Origin of the sequence: Halobacterium yunchengense, from assembly GCF_037031165.1 — an archaeon.
Lineage (GTDB): Archaea > Halobacteriota > Halobacteria > Halobacteriales > Halobacteriaceae > Halobacterium > Halobacterium yunchengense.
In genome coordinates this window covers 1-21,168 of sequence record NZ_JAYEZL010000005.1, presented here as the reverse complement: position 1 = coordinate 21,168, position 21,168 = coordinate 1, and the positions used below count along the sequence as shown (strand labels likewise).

Annotated in this window: 22 protein-coding genes; 10 read left to right on the top strand and 12 right to left on the bottom strand. The window is 69.3% G+C overall.

Annotation, left to right across the window (positions count from 1 at the left end; genetic code table 11):
- Window positions 1-19: 19 nt before the first annotated feature.
- Complete coding sequence (locus U5911_RS13940) at window positions 20-820, bottom strand: ZIP family metal transporter (protein WP_336037665.1); 801 nt, start codon at window positions 818-820, stop codon at window positions 20-22.
- Window positions 821-924: 104 nt separating this feature from the next.
- Between U5911_RS13940 and U5911_RS13935 the strand changes: the two genes are divergently transcribed.
- The 4 genes from U5911_RS13935 to U5911_RS13920 all read left to right on the top strand — a co-directional run bounded on the left by U5911_RS13935 (window position 925) and on the right by U5911_RS13920 (window position 5,219).
- Window positions 925-1,227: a MazG-like family protein gene (locus U5911_RS13935; protein ID WP_336037664.1), complete on the top strand. Its 303-nt coding sequence runs from the start codon at window positions 925-927 to the stop codon at window positions 1,225-1,227.
- A 47-nt stretch (window positions 1,228-1,274) separates the two neighbouring features.
- Window positions 1,275-1,862 carry a DUF7978 family protein gene (locus U5911_RS13930; protein WP_336037663.1) on the top strand — a complete coding sequence of 196 codons (588 nt, stop codon included), beginning with the start codon at window positions 1,275-1,277 and terminating at the stop codon, window positions 1,860-1,862.
- A 196-nt stretch (window positions 1,863-2,058) separates the two neighbouring features.
- Window positions 2,059-4,164 (top strand): acetate--CoA ligase family protein, encoded by a 2,106-nt coding sequence (locus U5911_RS13925; protein WP_336037662.1) that lies wholly within the window; start codon window positions 2,059-2,061, stop codon window positions 4,162-4,164.
- On the top strand, window positions 4,161-5,219 hold the full coding sequence (locus tag U5911_RS13920) for a phosphotransacetylase family protein (protein ID WP_336037661.1): 1,059 nt from the start codon (window positions 4,161-4,163) through the stop codon (window positions 5,217-5,219). The genes U5911_RS13925 and U5911_RS13920 overlap by 4 nt, the downstream gene beginning before the upstream one ends.
- A gap of 21 nt (window positions 5,220-5,240) precedes the next feature.
- Here U5911_RS13920 and U5911_RS13915 read toward each other — a convergent pair whose 3' ends face one another.
- On the bottom strand, window positions 5,241-5,636 hold the full coding sequence (locus U5911_RS13915) for a chemotaxis protein CheW (RefSeq protein ID WP_336037660.1): 396 nt from the start codon (window positions 5,634-5,636) through the stop codon (window positions 5,241-5,243).
- A 300-nt stretch (window positions 5,637-5,936) separates the two neighbouring features.
- Here U5911_RS13915 and U5911_RS13910 point away from each other — a divergent pair, with 300 nt between their 5' ends.
- The gene (locus tag U5911_RS13910) at window positions 5,937-6,278 is read left to right on the top strand and encodes an ArsR/SmtB family transcription factor (RefSeq protein ID WP_336037659.1); all 342 of its coding nucleotides are present in this window, start codon (window positions 5,937-5,939) and stop codon (window positions 6,276-6,278) included.
- 103 nt (window positions 6,279-6,381) lie between these two features.
- The gene (locus U5911_RS13905; protein WP_336037658.1) at window positions 6,382-6,663 is read left to right on the top strand and encodes a DUF7521 family protein; all 282 of its coding nucleotides are present in this window, start codon (window positions 6,382-6,384) and stop codon (window positions 6,661-6,663) included.
- Between the two features lie 24 nt (window positions 6,664-6,687).
- On the opposite strand, the gene U5911_RS13900 is transcribed toward U5911_RS13905, so the two are convergent.
- The 10 genes from U5911_RS13900 to U5911_RS13855 form a co-directional block, all read right to left on the bottom strand.
- On the bottom strand, window positions 6,688-7,626 hold the full coding sequence (locus U5911_RS13900) for a MinD/ParA family protein (protein ID WP_336037657.1): 939 nt from the start codon (window positions 7,624-7,626) through the stop codon (window positions 6,688-6,690).
- A 77-nt stretch (window positions 7,627-7,703) separates the two neighbouring features.
- The gene (gene flaJ / locus U5911_RS13895) at window positions 7,704-9,455 is read right to left on the bottom strand and encodes an archaellar assembly protein FlaJ (RefSeq protein ID WP_336037656.1); all 1,752 of its coding nucleotides are present in this window, start codon (window positions 9,453-9,455) and stop codon (window positions 7,704-7,706) included.
- Window position 9,456: 1 nt separating this feature from the next.
- Window positions 9,457-11,346, bottom strand: a complete 1,890-nt coding sequence (locus U5911_RS13890; protein ID WP_336037655.1) for a type II/IV secretion system ATPase subunit — start codon at window positions 11,344-11,346, stop codon at window positions 9,457-9,459.
- A gap of 12 nt (window positions 11,347-11,358) precedes the next feature.
- Window positions 11,359-12,123, bottom strand: a complete 765-nt coding sequence (arlH, locus tag U5911_RS13885) for an archaellum protein ArlH (protein ID WP_336037654.1) — start codon at window positions 12,121-12,123, stop codon at window positions 11,359-11,361.
- Window positions 12,120-12,572 carry an archaellum stator protein ArlG gene (arlG, locus tag U5911_RS13880; protein WP_336037653.1) on the bottom strand — a complete coding sequence of 151 codons (453 nt, stop codon included), beginning with the start codon at window positions 12,570-12,572 and terminating at the stop codon, window positions 12,120-12,122. The genes arlH and arlG overlap by 4 nt, the downstream gene beginning before the upstream one ends.
- Complete coding sequence (gene arlF, locus U5911_RS13875) at window positions 12,573-13,010, bottom strand: archaellum stator protein ArlF (protein WP_336037652.1); 438 nt, start codon at window positions 13,008-13,010, stop codon at window positions 12,573-12,575.
- Window positions 12,994-14,346, bottom strand: coding sequence for a FlaD/FlaE family flagellar protein (locus U5911_RS13870; RefSeq protein ID WP_336037651.1), 1,353 nt, complete (start codon window positions 14,344-14,346; stop codon window positions 12,994-12,996). The genes arlF and U5911_RS13870 overlap by 17 nt, the downstream gene beginning before the upstream one ends.
- 194 nt (window positions 14,347-14,540) lie before the next feature.
- Entirely contained in the window at window positions 14,541-15,011 is a 471-nt protein-coding gene (locus U5911_RS13865; protein ID WP_336037650.1) for a FlaD/FlaE family flagellar protein, read from the bottom strand.
- Window positions 15,008-16,906: a methyl-accepting chemotaxis protein gene (locus U5911_RS13860; RefSeq protein ID WP_336037649.1), complete on the bottom strand. Its 1,899-nt coding sequence runs from the start codon at window positions 16,904-16,906 to the stop codon at window positions 15,008-15,010. Before U5911_RS13860 ends, U5911_RS13865 begins: the two co-directional genes overlap by 4 nt.
- Before the next feature lie 138 nt (window positions 16,907-17,044).
- Entirely contained in the window at window positions 17,045-17,275 is a 231-nt protein-coding gene (locus U5911_RS13855) for a DUF7385 family protein (RefSeq protein WP_336037648.1), read from the bottom strand.
- Window positions 17,276-17,426: 151 nt separating this feature from the next.
- Here U5911_RS13855 and U5911_RS13850 point away from each other — a divergent pair, with 151 nt between their 5' ends.
- From U5911_RS13850 to cheF1, 4 genes are all read left to right on the top strand, one after another.
- Window positions 17,427-18,008, top strand: coding sequence for an archaellin/type IV pilin N-terminal domain-containing protein (locus U5911_RS13850; RefSeq protein WP_336037647.1), 582 nt, complete (start codon window positions 17,427-17,429; stop codon window positions 18,006-18,008).
- A 2-nt stretch (window positions 18,009-18,010) separates the two neighbouring features.
- On the top strand, window positions 18,011-18,652 hold the full coding sequence (locus U5911_RS13845; RefSeq protein ID WP_336037645.1) for an archaellin/type IV pilin N-terminal domain-containing protein: 642 nt from the start codon (window positions 18,011-18,013) through the stop codon (window positions 18,650-18,652).
- Between the two features lie 75 nt (window positions 18,653-18,727).
- The gene (locus U5911_RS13840) at window positions 18,728-19,948 is read left to right on the top strand and encodes a HEAT repeat domain-containing protein (RefSeq protein WP_336037643.1); all 1,221 of its coding nucleotides are present in this window, start codon (window positions 18,728-18,730) and stop codon (window positions 19,946-19,948) included.
- A gap of 174 nt (window positions 19,949-20,122) precedes the next feature.
- Window positions 20,123-20,992 (top strand): chemotaxis protein CheF1, encoded by an 870-nt coding sequence (gene cheF1 / locus U5911_RS13835; RefSeq protein ID WP_336037641.1) that lies wholly within the window; start codon window positions 20,123-20,125, stop codon window positions 20,990-20,992.
- The last annotated feature ends 176 nt before the right edge of the window (window positions 20,993-21,168 follow it).

Genomic DNA, 21,168 nt, shown 5'->3' with positions numbered 1-21,168 from the left:
TCGCGCGCGACCAAATCGCTTACGCGACGAACAGCAGCGGCACCATGCCGACCGCGCCGACGAGCAGTCCCGTCCAGAGCTCGCGGCGGCCGCCGTTCGGGAGGCGGTCGCCGACCTCGCGGGCCTCCGGGATGAACTCCGAGAGGACGAGGTAGACCATCGCGCCGCCGGCGAACCCGAAGCCGATGGGGAGCAGGGGGCGCGCGAGCTGGACGAACGCGAACGCGAGGACGGCGCCGATGGGCTGGGGGACGCTGGTGAAGACGGCGACGCCGACGAGCTTCCAGCGGCGCGCGCCGTGCTCGTGGAGCGGGATGGAGACCGCCAGGCCCTCGGGGACGTTGTGGATGGAGATGGCGACGGTCATGAACACCGCCAGCAGCGGGACCGAGAACCCGAGGATCGGGATACCGCCCTCGAAGCCGAGCTCGGCGAAGGAGACGCCGACGGCGACGCCCTCGGGGAACGAGTGGACGGTGAGCACGCCCGCGATGAGCACGAGCTTCTCGAAGTCGGCTTCGGCGATCTCGCGGGGCGCGAACTCGTGGTTGTCGACGACGCGGCGCGCGGCGAGGACCAGGAGGACGCCGACGGCGGCGCCGCCGCCGATCTCGAGGACGGAGCCGTACGCGAGGCCCTCGCGGAACAGGCCGAAGCCGGAGGCGGCGAGCATGATGCCCGAGGCGAGCCCCCAGAGTGCGACCCGCCAGCGGTCGCTGACGTCGTCGACGAAGAAGAACGGGAGCGCGCCGAGGCCGGTGGCGAGGTCGGTGACCAGCCCCGCGAGGAACACGAACGCGAGCGCCGCGGCGAAGTCCATGCGCCGACTACGGACGTCCGGCAAATGAAGTTCACGATTCGAGAAAAATATTTTTGGATAGCCTAAACCACGGGGTTGATTGGGGGCGCAGTCGAGGCACGCACATGGACCAGCAAGCCCGCGTCGCCGCGTTCCTCGACGCCCACGACCTCCACGCGCCGCCGGCCAACCGCGTGCTCGACCTCGCCAGCGAGGTCGGCGAGCTCGCGAAGAACGTCAACGAGACCACCGACTACGGGGCCGCCGGCGGCGCGGACGTCGACCGCGACGAGCTCGGCGACGCCCTGTTCTGCCTGCTCGCGCTCGCGGACGAACTCGACTACGACGCGGACGCCGCCCTCGAGGCCGCGCTCGCGAAGTACGAGGACCGCATCGCGGCGACCGGCGACGCCGGGTCGGGAGAGTAGCTCGCCGCCACCCCCGACTTTATGGCAGGCGGTTGCCATCGTAGCCCATGTCACAGCCACGCGCGGACGTTCGCAGTACCCAACCGAGCGAGTACTTCGACCCCATCAACGGCTTCGTGAAGGGCGTCGCGGCCTTCCTGGGTACCTACGCGGCGATGGTCGGCCTGCTCTACCTGGAGGTGACGAAAGCCGGGGGGAGCGTGGAGTTCCCGCTCCTGCTCGCCGGGGCGCTCGAGTGGGCGTACGCCGCCCACTACGGCGCCGTCTCCGTCGAGACCGTCTTCTCCAGCGGCGCGTCGCTGTCCCTCCCCGGGGAGGCCTACTACGTCGTCCCGGCCTTCGTCCTGCTGTGGCGGGGCCGAGAACTCGCGGCCGACCGCCGCCTCCCCGACGCGAGGGCCGCCGCCGTTCGCGGGTCCAGCGTGGTCGTCGGCTACGCCGTCAGCGTCCTCGCCGCGCAGTCCGCGCTGACCGCGGTCCTCGAGGCGTTCGCGGACGCCAGCGGCGACCCCGCGCTCGCGGTGTCCCTGCAGTTCCCCGGGAGCTTCCCGCAGCTCGTCGCCGTCGCCGGCCTCGCCTACCCGGTCGTCCTCGGCGCCGTCGGCGGCATCCTCGCCTACCAGCGCCACAACTGACTCGGCCGTCGCGAGTCCGCGGCGGACGGCAGGACTCGTCCCCGGGCCTCGGGGCAGACAGCAGGACTCGTTCCCCGGGCCTCGGGGCAGACAGCAGGACTCGCTCCCTTTGACTTCGGAGTGGGCGGCGCGCGCCGTTCCCCCCGGCCGGGAAGTCGAGGCCGGATTTATGTCGGAGACGGCCGACGTTCGAACTGTGACGTCACAAGACGACGCCGGTGGACTGTTCGCGCCGGACCGCGTCGCCGTCGTCGGCGCGACCGAACGCGAGGGCGCCATCGGCCGCGCCATCGTCGCGAACCTCGCCGAGTTCGACGGCGACGTGGTCGCGGTCAACCCGAAGCGAGACAGCGTGCTCGGGTACGACTGCTACCCCGACCTCGGGTCCGTCCCCGACCCCGTCGATCTCGCGGTCGTCGTCGTGCCGCCGTCGGTCGCCGTCGACGCCGTCCGCGACGCCGGCGAGGCCGGCGTCCGCAGCGTCGTGGTCATCACGGCCGGGTTCAGCGAGACCGGCGGCGAGGGCGCCGAGCGCGAGCGGGAACTCGCCGCGGTCGCCGACGAGTACGACCTCGACCTCGTCGGACCGAACAGCCTCGGCGTGCTCTCCACGCCCACCGGACTGAACGCCACGTTCGGGCCGTCGAACGCGCTCCCCGGCAACCTCTCGTTCATGAGCCAGTCGGGCGCGTTCATCACGGCCGTCCTGGACTGGGCGAACGACCAGGGCATCGGCTTCAAGGACGTCGTCAGCCTCGGGAACAAGGCCGTCCTCGACGAGACGGACTTCCTCGAGTTCTGGGCCGACGACCCCGAGACGAGCGTCGTCCTCGGCTACCTCGAGGGCATCGAGGACGGCCGCGCGTTCGTCGACACCGCCCGCGAGGTCACCCAGGAGACGCCGGCCGTCGTCGTGAAGTCCGGCCGCACCGAGGCCGGCGCGCAGGCCGCCTCCAGTCACACCGGCACCATCGCCGGCAGCGAGGCCGCCTACGAGGCCGGCTTCGAGCAGGCGGGCGTCGTCCGCGCCGAGAACGTCCAGGAGCTGTTCGACTTCGCGCGCGCCCTCGACGGCCTGCCGCTGCCGGCCAGCGACGACGTCGCCGTCGTCACGAACGCCGGCGGCCCGGGCGTGATGGCGACCGACGCCGTCGGCGACTCGCGGCTGTCGATGGCGTCGTTCACGGACGACACCCTGGACGCCCTCGAGGCGGCGATGCCCGAGGAGGCGAACGTCTACAACCCCGTCGACGTCATCGGCGACGCCGACCTCGAGCGCTTCGAGACCGCCGTCGACACCGTCCTCGCCGACGACAACGTCGGCTGCGCGGTCGTGGTGTCCGCGCCGACCGCCGTCCTCGACTTCGCGGAGCTCGCGGACGTCGTCGCGGCCGCGCAGGCCGAACACGGCAAGCCCGTGGTCGCGTGCCTGATGGGCGGCGAGCGCACCGCGGCGGCCGAGCGGGCGCTCTCCGAGGCCGGCATCCCGAACTACTTCGACCCGGCCCGGGCCATCCACAGCCTCGACGCGCTCGCCGTCCAGGCCGACGTCGAGGCCAGGGAGTACGAGGCGCCGACGGAGTTCGACGTCGACCGCGAGCGCGCTCGCGAGATCCTGGCGGCCGCGGCGGACCGCGACGACCGCCGGCTCGGCGTCGAGGCCATGGACCTCCTCGAGGCGTACGGCATCCCGACGCCCGAGGGCGAGGTCGTCGACGACCCCACCGACGCGGAGCGGGTCGCCGGTCGCATCGACGGCGACGTCGTGATGAAGATCGTCAGCCCGGACATCCTCCACAAGTCCGACATCGGCGGCGTGAAGGTCGGCGTCCCCCCGGACGAGGTCCGGGACGCCTACGAGGACCTCGTGACGCGCGCGCGGAACTACCAGCCCGACGCGACCATCCTCGGCGTCCAGGTCCAGGAGCTCGTGGACACCGACGCCGGCACGGAGACCATCCTCGGCGCGAACCGCGACCCACAGTTCGGGCCGCTCGTGCTGTTCGGACTCGGCGGCATCTTCGTCGAGGTGCTCGAGGACACGAGCGTCCGCGTCGCGCCCGTCTCCGAGCGCGAGGCGGCCGGGATGGTCGACGACCTCGACTCCGCGCCGCTGCTGCGCGGCGCGCGCGGCCGCGAGCCGGCCGACGAGTCGGCGGTCACGGCGGCCGTCCAGCGGCTCAGCCAGCTCGTCACGGACTTCCCGGCCATCCTCGAACTGGACGTGAACCCGCTGCTGGCGACCCCGGACGGCGTGCAGGCGCTGGACGTGCGACTCACCATCGACCCCGAGGAACTATGAACACGCTACTGGTCACATCCACCGAAGCAGGCACCGGCAAGACCGCCGTCACGCTCGCGCTCGCGCGCCTCGCCGCCGAGCGGGGCGCGGACGTCGGCTACATGAAACCGAAGGGCACCCGCCTCCAGAGCAACGTCGGGAAGACGCTGGACGCCGACCCGATGCTCGCGCGGGAACTCCTCGGCCTCGACGCCGAGATGCACGACCTCGAACCGGTCGTCTACTCGCCGACGTTCGTCGAGGGCGCCATCCGCGGCCGCGAGAACCCCGACGAGCTCCGCGAGCGCGTCCGCGAGGCCTTCGAGGGGCTCGCCGAGGACAAGGACCTGATGGTCGTCGAGGGCGCCGACGACCTCGCCACGGGCGGCATCGTCGACCTCACCGACCCCGAGGTCGCGGACCTGCTCGACGCCCGGTCGCTGGTCGTCTCGCGGTACGAGGAACCCGGGGACGTCGACGACGTGCTGGCCGCCGCCGACGACCTCGGCGACCGCTGTACGGGCGTCGTGTTCAACGTGGTCGCCGACGACGCCTACGACGACGTGGAGACGGACGTCGCGCCGTTCCTCGACGGCCGCGGCGTCCCGGTGCGCGGCGTGCTGCCGCGCGTCCCGGAGCTCGCCGGCGTCACCGTCGGGGACCTCGCCGCGGAGCTCGGCGCGAACGTGCTGACCGACGGCGCCGGCGAGGACGCGCTCGTCGAGCGGTTCCTCGTCGGCGCGATGAGCGGGGAGGCCGCGCTCAGCCACTTCCGCCGCACGAAGGCCGCGGCGGTCATCACGGGCGGCGACCGCGCGGACGTCCAGGCCGCCGCGCTCGACGCGCCCGGCGTGGCGTGTCTCGTGCTCACTGGCGGCCACCGGCCGTCCGGCGCGGTGCTCGGGAAGGCGACCGAACAGGGCGTCCCCGTGCTGGCGGTGCAGTCGGACACGCTGACGACCGTCGAGCGCGCGGAGGGACTCGTCCGCAGCGGGCGCGTGCGCGACGAGCGCACCGTCGACCGCATGCAGGAACTGCTCCACGACCACGCCGACGTCGACGCGCTCCTGGACTAGGTTGGCCCGGCGGCGGGCCGCTCAGACGAGCGCGTCCGGGTCGACCCAGACGACGAAGCGGTCGTCGCGGCGGACGACGCCGCGGGTCGTCGCCGAGGCCGCCGACTCGTCGACGGCGTCCGGGTCGGCGCCCTCGACCTCGTGGACGTCGTCGACGAGGAGGCCGGTGGCGTCGTGCTCGGAGAGGACCACGATGCGGTCGCCGTCTGCGTCGCCGCCGACGTCGAGGCGGACGCGCGGGTCCACGACGGTCGTGGTCTCGCCGCGGAGGTCGACGACGCCCACGACGTGGTCGTCCGCGTTCGGGATCTGGGTGACGTCCCCGGTGGCGTCGACGATCTCGTCGACGTGCGCGATGTCGATGCAGAACCGGTCGTCGCCCAGCGAGAACTCCAGGACGTCCGTCTCCTCTGTCATACCGGCGTCTCTGCCGCCGACCGGATTAAGCGTTTGGACTGCAGAACCCGCCGATAGTGACATACAGGGGTCACGTACGACGGTCGGTGACCGACTCGGCACACCGGCGTGCTCCGCCGCGCCGTCGCCACCCATTTTCGTCCTCGTGGCGGCCCAGACCCCGCCGGGAGGGCGCTCGTCGCGGTACTGCGTTCCCCGGGGAGGGCGCGGGAACACTCCGACATCTGACAGCGAGCCAACTACCCGACGGTCGCACAGACCCCGACACTCTTTTTTCGCTGCATATCTATCGTCATCCCGATGGACCCGGTGGAAGTGCTGCGGGTGCTCGGCAACAAGTACAACGCCGAGATCCTCGAAGCAACCCACGCGCCGAAGTCGGCGCAGGAACTCAGCGAGGAACTCGACATCCCGATCGCCACCAGCTACCGCCGCATCGAGGAGCTCAGCGACCACGACCTCCTCAAACTCGAGGGCAAGGAGCTCTCCGAGGAGGGCCGCCGCACCAAGGTGTACCGCCGGCAGGTCGACGAGCTCACCGTCCAGTTCGGCGTCGACGAGACCGAGATCGAGACCCAGGAGCGCACCGAGGCCAAGAACGCCCTCGTCGACGTCTGGAGCGACCTCCGCTCGGAGGGCTGACCAGCCGCACCGGCGCCCGACGCGCCTCGATTCTCCGAGATAATAATCGCGGGGACAGGTTTATACTGGAACTGCGGGACGAACAGACGAACGACGCGAGACAATGCGCACGATCGAAGCGATCTACCTCGTCTTCAGCGGGACGCTGGCAGCCGCCGGCCTCAGCATGGTCGCGTTCGCGGTCCGCGCGTACCGCGACACGGCCAGACACTCGATGCTGCACCTCTCGGTCGGGTTCGGGCTCGTCGTCGCCGCCGCCATCGGCACGACCGTCGTCGCGTTCGTCACCGACTTCCGGTACACCCGGACGCTGCTCACCGCGAACTACGTCCTCACGACCGCCGGGTACATCTTCGTCATGTACAGCATCGTCACCCCGGAGTGACCGCCGACGCCGTCCGCCCGCGCCCTACGAGAACCGCGACTTCACCCTGTCGAGGAGCTTCACGCGCCGGTCGGCCGCGTCGTCGTCGCTGTCCAGGCCGGCCTCCTCGATGAGGTCCGCCAGCGGAATCTCGTAGACTGGGCCGTCCGCCGCGTCGCGGCCGGGGTCCCGCGCCTCCTCGCCGGTCTCCGGGTCCACCCACTCGAAGCCCGTCGACTCCGCCTCGGGCGGCTCGAGGCCGACGCTGTCGGCGAGCTTCGCGGCGAGCCGGTCGTACGCGCGCGCCGCCGGGCTCTCCGGTGCTAGCGCCGCGACCGGCCGGCTCTTCCGGACCGCGAGCTTCACCGCGTCGTCGTAGGGGACGCTCACCGTCACCGCGTCCGTCGTCCCCAGCGCCGCCGCGATGCCCTCCACGTCGTCGAAGCCGCCGTCGCCCGTGCGCGTGAACACCGCGCCGACCACGGGCTTGTCCAGCTTCCCGACGAGCTGGCCGGTCTTCGTCGCGTCCGTCAGCGACGCCAGCTCCGCGGTCGTCACCAGGAGCACGCCGTCGGCGACGCTCATCGCCATCGCGATGTCGTAGCTCAGGCCGGCGCCCGCGTCCAGCAACACCACGTCGTTGCGCTCGCGGAGGTACGACGCCACGCGGTGCAGGGACTTCGCGTCCGCCTCCGCGAACTGCTCGAGGTCCGTCGACCCCGGGACGAGCGTGAGGCCCTCCGCCTCGTGGGCGGCGTCGGCCGGCGACGCGTCGCCCGCGAGCACGTCGTGCAGCGTCACGTCCGGGTCGACGCCCAGCAGGCCCGCGAGGTTCGCCATCCCCAGGTCGACGTCGACCAGCGCGACGTCGAAGCCGTCGTCGGCCAGCGCCACCCCGAGGTTCGCCGTGGTCGTCGACTTCCCGACGCCACCCTTCCCGCTGGCGACGGCGAACACGTACCCGTCGCCTCCGGCCTCGTTCATCGTCCCGGACGTAGCGCGCTACGACACATAAGTGTGGCCCCCTCCGCGGCGGCCGCGTCCCGGCGCCCGCCGGCGGCTCACACCGCCAGCAGCGTCTCCACCAGCCGCATCGTCAGCGACGCGATGACCGCCGAGATCCACGTCAGCACGACGAAGTGGATGTACGCGTTCAGCTTGTGGCCGCCGTCGACCACGCGGATCATCAGCGAGGACAGCAACGCGTTCACGAGTATCGTCACCACCAGCAGGTACTCGATGAGTTCGATGTCGTAGACGTCCGTGTTGATGATCTGGCCGACGTCGAACGCCGGGTTCGAGAAGTCCAGGCCCATCCCCGACAGCACGCTCACGATGCCCAGCCCGATGAAGAACGCGAACGTCGCCGCCGCCGTGATGCCGTACAGCACGCCAAGCAGCGTCGACACCGCCTGGTTGCGGCGCTGGCGGAGCTGGAGCACCTCGCTCATGTTCCGCGAGATGAGGTCGCCGAGGTGCTTCGGGTCGCCGCCCATCTGGCGGCCGATGAGGTACATCTCGCTGAACTTCTGGACGAGGTAGGAGTGGGCGTCCGCCGTGAAGTACCGCCACGCGCGCTCGGCGTCGATGCGGAGGTTCAGCCGCTTGTAGAGGTCGTCGACGAGGTCCGTGAGCGCGCCGAAGTTCTTGTTCCGCAGCGACTCCAGGACGCGCGTCGTCGTCGTCTGGCGGGCCGTCTCGCTGGCGCCGAGCGCGCGGATGAAGCTCGTGAACGCGTCGTCGCGGTCCTTCACGCGCTCCTCGGCGACGCGGGCGACGAACCCGGGGATCAGCAGCGGCGTCGTCGGCACGGCCGCGTACAGCGGCAGCGGCACCGACGACGGGTCGACGCTCGTCCACTCGAACAGCACCGCGACCACGACGCCGACGAGCAGCAGGGACAGCCCCGCGCCGACCACGGTCGCGGCGCGGAGCCGCCACTCCGTGCTCGTCGTGCGGTCCGGCGGGAGGTACCAGAGGGGGTCGGTCGGCGCGATGGTGTAGATGGCGTACAGGAACCCGATCTGGATGAACGTGTACAGCACCACGACGGAGGACACCGTCATCGTCGGGTCCGTCCCGGAGAGGATGGGGAGGACGGTCGCGAACACGAGCGCGAACGTCACGGACAGCACCATCGACAGGTAGAGGTCCTTCATCACCTGGAGGTTGTCCAGCTGTCCCTCGTAGACGGTCGCGTAGTTCTGGACGATGGCGTCCTGCTCGGAGACCAGGTACGACTCCAGGCTCTCCCCGGAGTTGATGGTGTACGCGAGCCGGTCGAGGAAGTCGGCGACGAGGTCGCTGGGGACCTTCTCCGCGCGCATCCGGCACGCGTCGTCGAGGCTCTGGTTCCAGGAGTCGATGAGCTGGACGATCCGGCGGGACTCCTCCGCGAGCGGCCCGTACTCCACCTCGTTGCCCATCCGCCGGAACACCTCCACGCGGTCGATGTTCGTCGTCGACAGCACCGTCATGTGGGTGACGAACAGGTGGAAGCGGTTCTCCATCCGCGTCTTCCGCTGGTCGAGTTTGATCTTCGGGTATAGGACCGCGGTGACGACGCCGAGGGCGCCCAGCATCGGGACCGGCACCGCGAGGAACGGCGGCAGGTCCGCGAGGAAGACGACCGCGACCGTCAGCCCGAAGAACACCACCGACGGCACCACGGCCACCAGCACGTACGTGAACGCCGGCATCGACAGTTGCCCGTAGGCGTCCACCACCGACTCCACGAGGTCCCCCAGTTCGAGGTCGTCTATCGACCGGACGGTCGCGTCGGCCGACTCGGCGTCGACGTCCTCGGCGGACATGCTAGAACCCGCGCGTGATCGTGAACGGCAGCCCCTCGACGCCGTCCCGCTGGAACGCCTCGACGGTCTCGTTGAACTCGTGGTAGCCGACGAGGTCCTCCTGGATGATGCGCTCGACGACGTCCGCGCGGAAGTCCAGTTCGTCGTAGATCTCGCGGGTGTCGGCGTACCCCAGCAGGGTCGCGATCTGTTCTTCGAGCACGTAGGAGTTGTTCCGACCCTGGAAGACGATCTCGTCCTCCACGGGGTCCCAGTAGAACGCCTGCCGGGTCACGACCCCGCCCATCTCCTTGGAGTACCCCTCGATCTCCTGGACCGAGGTGACGCGGCGCAACACGTCGTCGCCCTGCTTCACGCGGTTCTGGAACAGCGCGACGTCGGCGTTGTCCATGAACGTCTCCGGGACGTTGATCGGTTCGCCGGTGAACCGCTGGATCATCGAGACGATGTCGCTGGCGTGGAACGTCAACATCACGGGGTGGCCGGTCTGGGCGGCCTGGAACGCCATCCGGCCCTCCTCGCCGCGCACCTCACCGACGATGATGTAGTCCGGCCGGGAGCGCAGCGCCGCCGCGACCAGGTCGAACATGTCCACGTCCGCGGAGTTCTCGCCCTGGCCCTCGCGGGTCAGCAGCTGCTGCCAGGTGTCGTGGGGCGGCAGCACCTCCGCGGTGTCCTCCGCGGTGTAGATCTTCGAGTCCCGCGGGATGAACGACATAATCGCGTTCAGCGTCGTCGTCTTCCCGGACGCCGTCTCCCCCACGACGAAGACCGTCTGCTCGTTCTCCAGGCAGAGCCAGAGGTACGCCGCCAGCTCCGGCGACAGCGTCCCCCAGTCGGTGATCTGCCCGACCGACAGCGGCACCTCGTCGCCCTGGCGGATGGTCAGCGACGGCCCCTTCAGGGAGACGTCGTCGCTGTAGATGATGTTGATACGCGAGCCGTCCGGCAGCGTCGAGTCCACGATGGGGTCGCTGTCCGAGACCGGGTCGCCGATGCGTTCGCCCATGTTCCGCAGCCAGCCGTCGAACTCCTCCTGGGTCCCGAAGTCCACCGTCGTCTCCAGCATCCCGAACGTGCCGTGGTCGACGTAGCAGTGACTCGGTCCGATGACGTGGATGTCCTCGTTGTAAGGGTCCCGCATCACTGGCTCCAGCGGCCCGAACCCGACGATGTCCCGGTTCAGCTGGTAGCGGATGTTCTCGTAGGTCGCCTGCGTCACCGGGATGCGGCCGAACCCGAACGCCTCCTCGAGGGCCTCCCGCACCATCGGCACCGCCGCGCGGAACTGCCGGGCGACGTTCTGCGGCGCCGACGCGACCTTCCGCGCGCCCGCTTTCATCTGGTCGCCGGAGAGGTCGCCGGAGTCCATCGACAGCTGGCCGCGGTCGTCGCTGACCATGCGGTCCGCCACCGACGTCGAGTCGAAGCTCCGCACCAGCGACCCGAGGTCGTTCGGGAGCGACCGCACGCGCTGGAACACGCCGCCCTCGTCGTCGTCGTTGATCCGCACCGTCTCCTCGAGCAGCTCCTCGATGCGGTCGTCGTACTCGGCCTCCTGCTCGGGCGCCGGCTTGGTCACGGACTTCTCGAGGATGCGCTCCTGGACCTGGCTGAACACCGCGGCCTCCGGCCCGGACAGCTCCGGCTCGATGGTGTAGTACTTCGTGTCCTTGCCGAGGTCGCCGTACACGTGGCAGTAGATGGGGCCGCCCACGGGGTAGAGCACGTTCGGCTTCGCGGCCTCCCACTCGTCGGTCGGCTCGTCGATGAGCTCCGGGAACTCGCCCGTGAACTGCTTGAACCGCTGGAGGTACTCCCGCAGGTGGGCGTGCCGACTGGCGGTCTCGCGGAGTTCGTGACCGATCTGTCGACTCCCGTGGTCTGCCATGTGGAATCCTCGTTACGCGACGCTGCGGCTCTCGATGACGATGCCCGTCCCGGACCGCACTGAGTACCCGATGGTGTCCCCGACCTGCTCGCCCATCCCGGCGAACCGCCGCACGGCGATGGACCGGCGGACGTCGTTGCCGACCTCCGCCATCTGCAGTTCGAGGTAGACGTCCGCGATGGACCGGAACGGACCGATCGCCTCCTCGTCGACTGTACTGGGGTCCACGGTCAAAACGATGACCTTTCCCCGCGACACCAGGTCCCTGAAAAAGGAGATGATCTCCAGGGCGGCCTGGCGCTCCTCGTTCTGCCGGACCAGCGCCTCGAACTTCGGGTCGTTGCGGAGGATGGCGTCGAACGTGTCGACGATGACGACGTCGGCCTCCCACATCTTATCGGCCTCCATCAGGCGCTTCAGCAACTGCATGCGGTTGCTCTCGTCGTCGTCGGTCGTCCCGCGGAGCGTGCTCCCGCCGGTGTCCACGTCGGCCTCCAGGAACAGCAGGTCCTCGTCCAGGAGGTGCTCCTCAACGTCGTAGCTCAGCGAGTGCATCTGGTCGATGAACCCGCGCACCGTCAGTTCGGTGGACACCAGCGTCACCGAGTGCCCCTCCTCGCAGAGGCCGTAGGTGAACCGCTGGCTCAGCGCCGACTTCCCCGCGCCGTAGTCGCCCTCCACGAGGACGATGCTGCCGCCGGGGATGCCGCCGCCGAGCTCGTTGTTCAGCCGGTCGTGGCTGTCCATCCCGAGCGAGTAGAGGTTCCTCGTGCTCATGCTGTTCTGAACTCCAACACCTCCCGGTCGCCGTTCACGACGACCACGACGCGGTGGTCGCCGCCGCCGAGGCTCACGGACGCGTTCACCCGCGCGACGGCACCCGGCCGCCAGCTGTCACCACCTACCACGGTGACCGTCGACGGCGTCACGTACTGGCCGTCGACCGTCACGTCCACCTCCGAGGGCGCGGCCGTCAGCGTCTCCGACCCCGTGTTCTTCACCAGCACCGTCAGGTTCCCCTCGGACTCGCTGTAGATGGACGACGGGCTGCCGGGGTCGCTGATGATCTCGACGTCCGTCCGGATGTCCTGGCTGACGTCGACGCTGCGGTCCCCGAGCGCGTCGCTCAGCCGCTGGACGCCGTTCGTCATCGTGCCCGCCACCGAGGCGGCAACGAGGATGGAGGCGATGAAGATTATCAGCGTCGACGAGGAGACGCTCGCCACTCAGACCACCTCCGTCGCCGTCACGCCCGACCCCGTGACGACCTGCACGCGCGAGGGGTCGGTCGCGTTCACGGTGACGCTGTACGTCTCGCCCGGCAGCCAGAGGTCCGTGTCCGTCGCCCCGTCGACGCTCCAGTCGACGTACTCCTCCCGGGACAGGTAGTCGCCGTCCACGAGCACGTCCGTCTCCTCGACCGACAGCGTCGTCGAGCCCTCGTTCGTGACGTTCACTGTCAACTGGTCGCCCCCGTCGGCGTCGTAGGTCACGTTCGTGACGTTCACCGCGGTGTTGCGCTGCTCGAGCACGCGCTCGCCGTGTCCCTCGTCGGCGTCCTGCACGCGCTCGTAGCCGTTGTACGCCGCAGAGTACAGGATGCCGACGCTCACGAACGCGGCGATGAACAGGATCGCCGCGGAGCCACTAACGCTGAATCCCATTCCTGTGGAGGTCGTCGAATCGGTCGACGATGGCGCGCTCGATGTTCTCGCTCGCCAGTTCGTCGATGTAGTCGAGGCTCTCCAGGTGGTCGTCCATCGTCAGTTCGGTCGTGCCGAACTCCTCGCGGTAGAGGTAGTCCGAGTCAGTCAGCCCCTCGAGGTAGTCGAACAGCTGGTCGCGGACCGGCTCGCCGATCCAGTCGATGCGCTCGTAGTAGTTCAGCGTCCGCACCGTGTTCTTCGGGCCGAACTCCGAGAGGAGGTAGTCCAGCCACTCCAGTGCGACGACGTCCGCGAGGTAGCCGCTCGGCGGCTCCGCCAGGTGCGGACCGTCCCCCTCGGTCGCCAGGCCGAGCGACGGGCCGGCGGGCGCGTCGTCCGCCGCTCCGCCGTCGCCGGCCGCACCGTCCGCGGCACCGAACTCGAAGCCCCCGTCGTCGCCGTCCGCGGCGGCCACCTCGTCCGCCGCGTCCTCGCCGGCGAGGTCCGAGTCGTCGAACCCCAGCTCCGAGGCCTCGTCCTCGTCCGCGATGTCGGCGCCCCCGTCCGCGTCGTCCTCGTCGGCCCAGTCTGCCTCCCCGGACTCGTACTCGGCCTTCAGCTCCTCGAAGGACGTCCCGTCGCCGCCACCGTCGCCGTCCGCCTCCGCGTCCTCGCCGAACTCGCTGGTCTCGTCGTCCTCGAGGGCGTCGTCGAACTCGTCCAGTTCGTCGTCCTCGAAGCTGTCTTCGAAGCCGTCGGCGTCCTCGGTCTCGAAGTCGTCCTCGAAGGCGTCCTCCTCGAAGAAGTCCTCGGCGTCGGCGTCCGCGATGTCGGCGTCGAGGTCCGCGTCGTCCGCGTCCACCTCGCCGTCGCCGTCGTCGTCGAACAGGCCGAAGCTGTCCTCGCCGCCGCCGCCCATCGCCTCGGTGTTCACGTCGTCGACGAACGGGTTGACGCCCCGGGTGACCATCTCGTAGATCTCCAGGAGCTTCCGGACGTTCTCCTCGACGTCCTCGACGCTCTCGCTGATCTGTTCGTTCTCGCTCCGGACGGTGTTCGCCTTCGACGCGACGTTCGACACCTCGGTCTCGAGCTCCTCGATGCGGTGTTCCAGCTCGTTGACGGACGCGTCCTGGCCGGCGGGTCCGCCGCCACCGCCGTCCATGTCCTCGAACGAACCGAAGTCGTCGTCGAAGTCGTCGTCGAAGTCGTCGCCGTCGTCCATGGCGAACTCCCCGCCGCCGCCGGAGTCCCCTCCATCCTCGTCCTCGTCGAGCCAACTGGCCATCCCCACGGCCAGCGCCCCGAGCTGCACCGCGACGAACGCAGCCGGGGTGAGGTGGATAAACTTCATTCGGAGTGATACAGGAGTTCCGCGCGTAATTAATGTTCTCCCCCAGTTCTCAAAACGATGAATCGGGTAGGACGACGTTAACGGCCGGTAACCGGCCACTCGGGCGCATTGACGGTGGTTCGCCGCGAGAACACTCGAAATACGGGGAGGTTCGACGTGCTGTCAGGGAGCTGTCCTGACTGCGGGGCGTCGCGTCACCTCATCGACGACAGCCGCGCGATGAACACCAGGCTCAGCACGTGGTCGGTCATCTCGAAGTCGTCGTGGTCGTCCTCGTCGGCGGGCCCCGCGAACCCGCGGACGTGGTCGCGGAGCTCGTCGGCCGCGTCCGCGCCGACCCAGCCGATGGCCTCGTAGTAGTCGATCGCGTCGAGGGACCGCTTCACGCCGCCGCGCTCCAGCAGGAACTCCAGCCACTCGAACAGCGTGATCTCGGCGGCGTACTTCCCGGGCATCGACTCCAGGTACGGCCGCGTCAGGTCCGCCTCGCTCGCGCTCGAGTGCATGAACAGCAGCTGCTTCAGCTGGCTCGACCGGATGGACTCCTCGCCCGTCTGCTCGCGTTCCGTCAACCGCTCTTTCAGTTCGCGGACGTTCTCGCCGTCGCCCGGCGCGGCGGCGCTGCGAAGCTCCTCGGGGTCGTACTCGCGTGGGTTCAACGTCATGCTGATTCCTCCGTGACTCGCTCGTCGTCGGCTCGCAGTTGCTCGACCCGCCCGCTCAGCTCGCCGACCGCCTCGGACTGCTCGCGGGTCGCCGCCACGATGCGCTCGGACGCCTCCGACGCCTGCTCGGCCTGCTGCTGGACGTCCTCGATGGTGACGATGACCTCCTCGACGGTCGAGGCCTGCTCGTCGTTCGCGCGCGCGACCTCCGTGATGCCGGTCGCCGCCTCGTCGACCGCGTCCGCGATCTCCTCGAGCGCGCGCAGCGCGTCGTCGATCTCGTCGCCCGCGCGGTGGATCTGCTCGTGGGACTCCTCGACGGCCACGACGGTCTCGTTGGCCTGCCGCTGGACGTCCTCGATGGAGCCGGCGATGCGCTCGGTGTGCTCGCGGGTCTCGTTCGCGAGCTGTTTGACCTCGTCGGCGACCACCTCGAAGCCGCTGCCCGCCTCGCCCGCGCGCGCCGCCTCGATGTTCGCGTTCAACGCCAGGAGGTTCGTCTGGTCGGCGACCTCCGCGATGACGTCGACGACCTCCTCGATCTCGTCCATCTTCGACTCCAGCTCGGAGACGCTGTCCACGAGGTCGTCGCTGATCTCGATGACCTCGTCGGTCGCGTGGCTCGCGCCCTCGCTGGCGTCCAGGCCGTTCTCCGCGGCGGTCTGGGCCTGCTCGGCGGCGGACGCGACCTGGTCGGAGCTGGCCGCGACCTCCTCCATGCTCGCGGAGAAGTTCTGCATCTCGCTGGCCGCCGTCGAGAGCATCTCGTTCTGGTCCTCGACGGTCTCGGCGATGTGGTTGGCCTCGTCTGTCGCGCGCTGGATCGACGTCGCCAGCTCCTCGGTCTGGCCCTCGACCTGTCCGACGAGCCGCTCGAACTCCTCGGCCATCCCGTTGAGGTCGTCGACGACGCCCACGAGGCTCTCGTCGACGATGCCCTGGTGGTCGAACGACGCGCGCTCGTCGAGGTCGCCGTTCGACAGCGCGTCGATGGTCGTCGACAGCTCGTCCACGAGCGACTCGACGGCCGCCGTCCGCCGGACGTCCTCGGTGCGGTCCTCGACGGTCTCGACGACCGCCAGCAGCTCGCCGTCGTCGTCGTAGATCGGCGACGCCTTGAACCGGATGTCGCGCTCCTCGCCGGCGGCGTCCACCATCGTGCTGGCGTCCGCGTACATGTCGCTGTCCGCGTCCGCCCGGTCCACGTCGAACGCCTCGTCAGCGCGGCGCGGCGCCTCGGTGACCTTGTCCGCGAGCGTCTGCACGCGCCGGCCGTCGGGATAGAACGCCTCGCTCGCGTGCGTCGACCCGACGGCCTCCGCCGGGGAGCAGCCAGTGAGCTCCGACAGCGCCTCGTTCCACGCGACGACCTCGCCGTCGGCGTCCAGCATGAACACCGGCATCCCGATGCCGTCCAGCAGCTCGTCGTCCTCGACGTTCAGCTCGTCGCCGGCCTCGCCGTCGTAGGCCGCCACGCCGGCCGCGGCGTCCGCCACGACAGCGTCCAGGCCCGCGCGCAGCTCCGACTCGGCGCGGTCCAGGGACTGCTCGTCCAGGCCCTCCTCGCGGAGCCGGTCGAAGACCGCGTCGACGACGCCAGCGGCGGCGGCCTCGTGCGCCGCGACGAACTCGGAAGCGTCGACGCCCGCCGCCTCGTAGGCCGGGACGTAGGCGTCGGTCTCCGGGCCGGTCTCGTCGAGCAGCCCGCCGAGGTGGTCGCGCGCGTCCTCGGGGAGGTCCGGGGACAACCGCGTCGGGTCCACGTCGTACCGCTCGCGGACCGCAGCGGCGTGTCTGTCCGCTCCGCCGAAGGAGAACTGGCCGGTGTCGGTGCCGCCGTCCGTCGCCGGCGTCCCCGACCCCCGCCCGAGCAGTTTCCGAAGCGTACCCAGCATTCGTGGCCGAACAGGAACGAGAGAGGTATAAAAGGTTTCCCCCACCGTTACCAGCGCGGATAATCGCAGTCGTGCGCCACCCCACCGCGTCGTCCGCCAGCCCACGGCGGAAATCGCGGCCGCCAGCCGGCGCGCGCCTCACGCGTGCGTGAAGACGACCAATCTATCGTCCTCGCGGACCAGGCAGACGTCGACCTCCGGGCCCGGGGACAGCTGGCAGGTACGGTTCGTCGATGCGAGGGCTTCGTCGAACGGGTCTCCGCAGACCGGGCACGCCACCGCGTCCCTGTTCTCGAACAGTCGCTCGTCGCCCGCGTCCCGCCGCAGCTTCACGCGGTGTCGGATATCCGCGAAGTCCAGGCGCTCCATACAGACAGAGCGAACGCCCGCACTTTAGCTGTTAGCAGTCGTCTACGAGTTTTTCACGTCTGATAACCGGGGGCGTACCTTTTAGTATAGTTCCAGTTTCGTTCGGGGTGAGCCCCAGCAACCCAACCGGGTGGGGGCAGACAACGAAACCATGTTCGAGTTCATCAACGACGAGGAAGAGCGCGGTCAGGTGGGGATCGGGACGCTCATCGTGTTCATCGCGATGGTCCTGGTCGCCGCCATCGCCGCGGGCGTCCTCATCAACACGGCCGGCTTCCTCCAGACCAAAAGCGAAGCCACCGGCGAGGAAGCGTCCGCGCAGGTATCGAATCGCGTCACAGTCGTCTCCGCTTCGGGGAACGTCACGGCTAACGACAACGTCGACTACGTGAACGTGACGGTGATGCGTGCGGCCGGCGCGGACAACATCAACCTCTCGGAGGCGACCGTCCAGTGGATCGGCCCGGACACCGCCAAGACGCTGACTTACGCTGACACCGAGGACAGCGGAAACTTCACCACGGAGAAGGTGAAAGGCGACGAGTCGAAGGTCCTGGCTAACCAGGACACGCGCATCAACATCGTCATCGATTCCGCAGCGGTGTCCAGTACAAGTGGCCTCGGTGAAGGTGAACAGGCGCAGCTGACGATCACGACCCAGTTCGGCTCCCAGACCGAGTACTGGGCGACCGTGCCCGAGTCGCTGCAGGGCAAGAACGTGGTGAAGCTGTAAGGATGTTCGAGTTCATCAACGACGAGGAAGAGCGCGGTCAGGTGGGGATCGGGACGCTCATCGTGTTCATCGCGATGGTCCTGGTCGCCGCCATCGCCGCGGGCGTCCTCATCAACACGGCCGGCTTCCTCCAGACCAAAAGCGAAGCCACCGGCGAGGAAGCGTCCGCGCAGGTATCGAACCGGATCTCTGTCGTCTCCGCGACGGGGAACGTCAACTACGCGAACGACTCCACGCAGAACGGGACGATCGACTACGTGAACGTGACGGTGATGCGTGCGGCCGGCGCGGACAACATCAACCTCTCGGAGGCGACCGTCCAGTGGATCGGCCCGGACACGGCGACCACGCTGGTCAACGGACCGGATAAGGTGGCCGGGACGAACGAGTCCGAGTTCGCGACGATCAACGTCAACGGCGACGACTCCGAGGTCCTCGAGAGCTCGGACACGCGGATCAAGCTCGTCTTCAACACGACGGCGATCCGTAACGGCGACTACACGCCGGATGGGGACAACGACCTCCAGGGCCTCGCGGAGGGCGAGAGCGCCAAACTGGAGATCACGACCCAGTACGGTGCGACGACCCCCTACTGGCTGTCTGCCCCCGAGTCCCTCGAGGGCAAGCAGGCCGTCAAGCTGTAGCGGCGTCTCCCCCTCCCCTGTTGCATCGCTTTTTTGAACGTCACGACTTTGTAGGCGCGTACCTACTGGTGTAGTGTGCCATCGCTGTACGGACTGGAGCGCTCCGGGGACGTCGAGAAGCTGGTGGAGCTGCTCCGGGAGAGCGAGAAGGAGACGGTGCGGCGTCGCGCGGCCGAAATCCTGGGGGGCCTCGACGAGCCGGAGTCGGAGGGCATCGACGCGCTCGTGGAGGCGATGAGCGACGAGTCCGAGGCGGTGCGGGCGGCCGCTATCGACGCGCTGACCCAGCAGGAGGCCGTCGACGCGCTGATGAAGGGGCTCGGGGCGCCGGTGCAGGAGTCGGGGGCGTCGTGGGCGCAGGCGGAGGCGTTCGTGGCGAACCTCGACTCGGAGACGACGGAGCTGCGGATGGCGTCCGCGAACGTGCTCGGCCTGCTGGGCGTCGAGGAGTCCGCGCGGCCGCTGGCGGAACACCTGCAGTCCGAACCTCACCCGGAGGTCAGGGCGCGCATCGCGCGCGCGCTCGGTCGGGTCGGCGACCCGGCCGTCGCTGGCGTGCTCGTGGAGTGCCTGGAGGGCCAGCCGCTGAAGGTCCGCCGGGAGGCCGCGGAGTCGCTGGGACGGCTGAACGGGGCGACCGCGCTGCGCGGGCTGCTGTCAGTGGTCGACGACGACGCGGAGGCGATGCGGCGGACGGCGGTGAGCTCGCTCGGACAGTTCGAGAACGCGAAGCCCGTGGACGCGCTCGTCGAGCGGCTGGGCGACGAGAGCGACCTGGTGCGGCGCGCGGCCGTGTTCTCGCTGATCGAGATCCTCTCGAACGTGCCGCCGGACCGCAGCCACGAGCTCAGGGAGACCATCGTCGACCGGATGGCGGCGCGCAGCGACCCGAGCATCGTGGCGTCGCTGGTCGAGATCGTCGAGGAGGGCTCCCAGCTCCACCAGCGCCGGAACGCGGTGTGGATGCTGGGGCGCGTGGCGGGCGAGCGGTCGACGAAGCTGGACGCCGTGGACGCGCTCTGTGACGTGCTCGGGAGCGACGACGACCTCATCTCCCAGTTCGCGGCGACCGGGCTCGCGGAGATCGGCGGGCGGATGGTGGAGACGGCGCTGCTGGAGGTCGTCGAGACCGACGAGTACGGCGAGGACGCGGTGGCGATGGCGGCGTTCGCGCTCGGGAAGGTGGGCGGCGACCGGTCGAAGCAGCGCCTCGAGAAGCTGGTCGACGAGACGGACAGCGCCGAGGTGCGGCGGCGCGCGTTCTCCGCGATCTCGAAGCTCGGCGGTCGTACCTGAACGTCGGTGGACAGACCGCCGAAAGCGGTGCCGTCCCCCGGTTTCAAATTCGAGAACCGGACGCAAAACGTTATAAGCGGGAGCTGACTACCTACGCCAAGCAATGAGCACGGAGTCGTCGCGTCGGCCCGCGAACGGCGTGGGGGTGCGCGCTCGCGAGCTCGCGGGGGCGGAATGAGCGAGTCCGAGTACAAGATCGCGGACGGCGCGGGGAAGTTCCTGCAGGCGGTCAAGGACGGCCGCCGGCTGAAGGACGCGGAGTGGACGAACGGCCGCATCCTGCTGTCGAACAAGCGGGTCGTCCTCGCCGGGAACGACGGGAAGCGAAACCTCCCGCTGTCGGACGTCTCGAGTCTGAGCGGACGCTACGACGTGAACCAGACGGTCGCGAAGGTCAGCGACTACGTGAGCATCCAGCTGGCAGACGAGAGCGTCGTGCTGGTCTCGATGGGGGAGAACACGGAGCGCTTCGAGACGAAGCTCTACGGGGCGTTGCTCGACCAGACGGAACTGCTCGTGAAGCACCCGGCGGTGAAAGGCGGCGTCGTGACCGACGAGTCCTTCGAGCGCGCGCGCATAAAGGTCGACGACGACCAGTTGAGCGTCGCGATGCAGAACGGGTCGTTCGTGTCGGTGGAACTGGACGACGTCGGGTCAGCGGATGCGGCGTCCCTGGACGTGCAAGGCGAGAAGCGCCCCGTGCTGAAGGTCGAGCACACCGTCGACGACGTGAGCGTGCAGACGTACTTCTCGAGTGACGCCCACACCTGCTCGATTCTGGAGTCGCTGCTGAGCAAGGAGGCCCGCAAGAGCAAGGGGTCCGTCGACCTCACGGAGACGGAAAAGCGCGTGCTGATGGCGCTGTACTCGGGCGTGTCGTCGTTCGAGATCCCGGACTTCCTGGGGATGGACGTCGACGAGGTCGAGTCCATCTTCGAGCGCCTCATCGAGGTGGACGTCCTCGAGGAGGTGCGCAAGCGCCGCGAGGTGACGATGAAGACCCGCGGCCGGAACATCGCCAGCGAGGCCATCAACGAAGAGTAGGGGCGCGAGGACCGAGGAGTAGGGACGCGGAAGCAGGAAGCGTAGCGACCCGGAAGTGCGAGGAGTAGCGACCCGGAAGTGCGAGGAGTAGCGACCCGGAAGTGCGAGGAGTAGCGACCCGGAAGTGCGAGGAGTAGCGACCCGGAAGTGCGAGGAGTAGCGACCCGGAAGTGCGA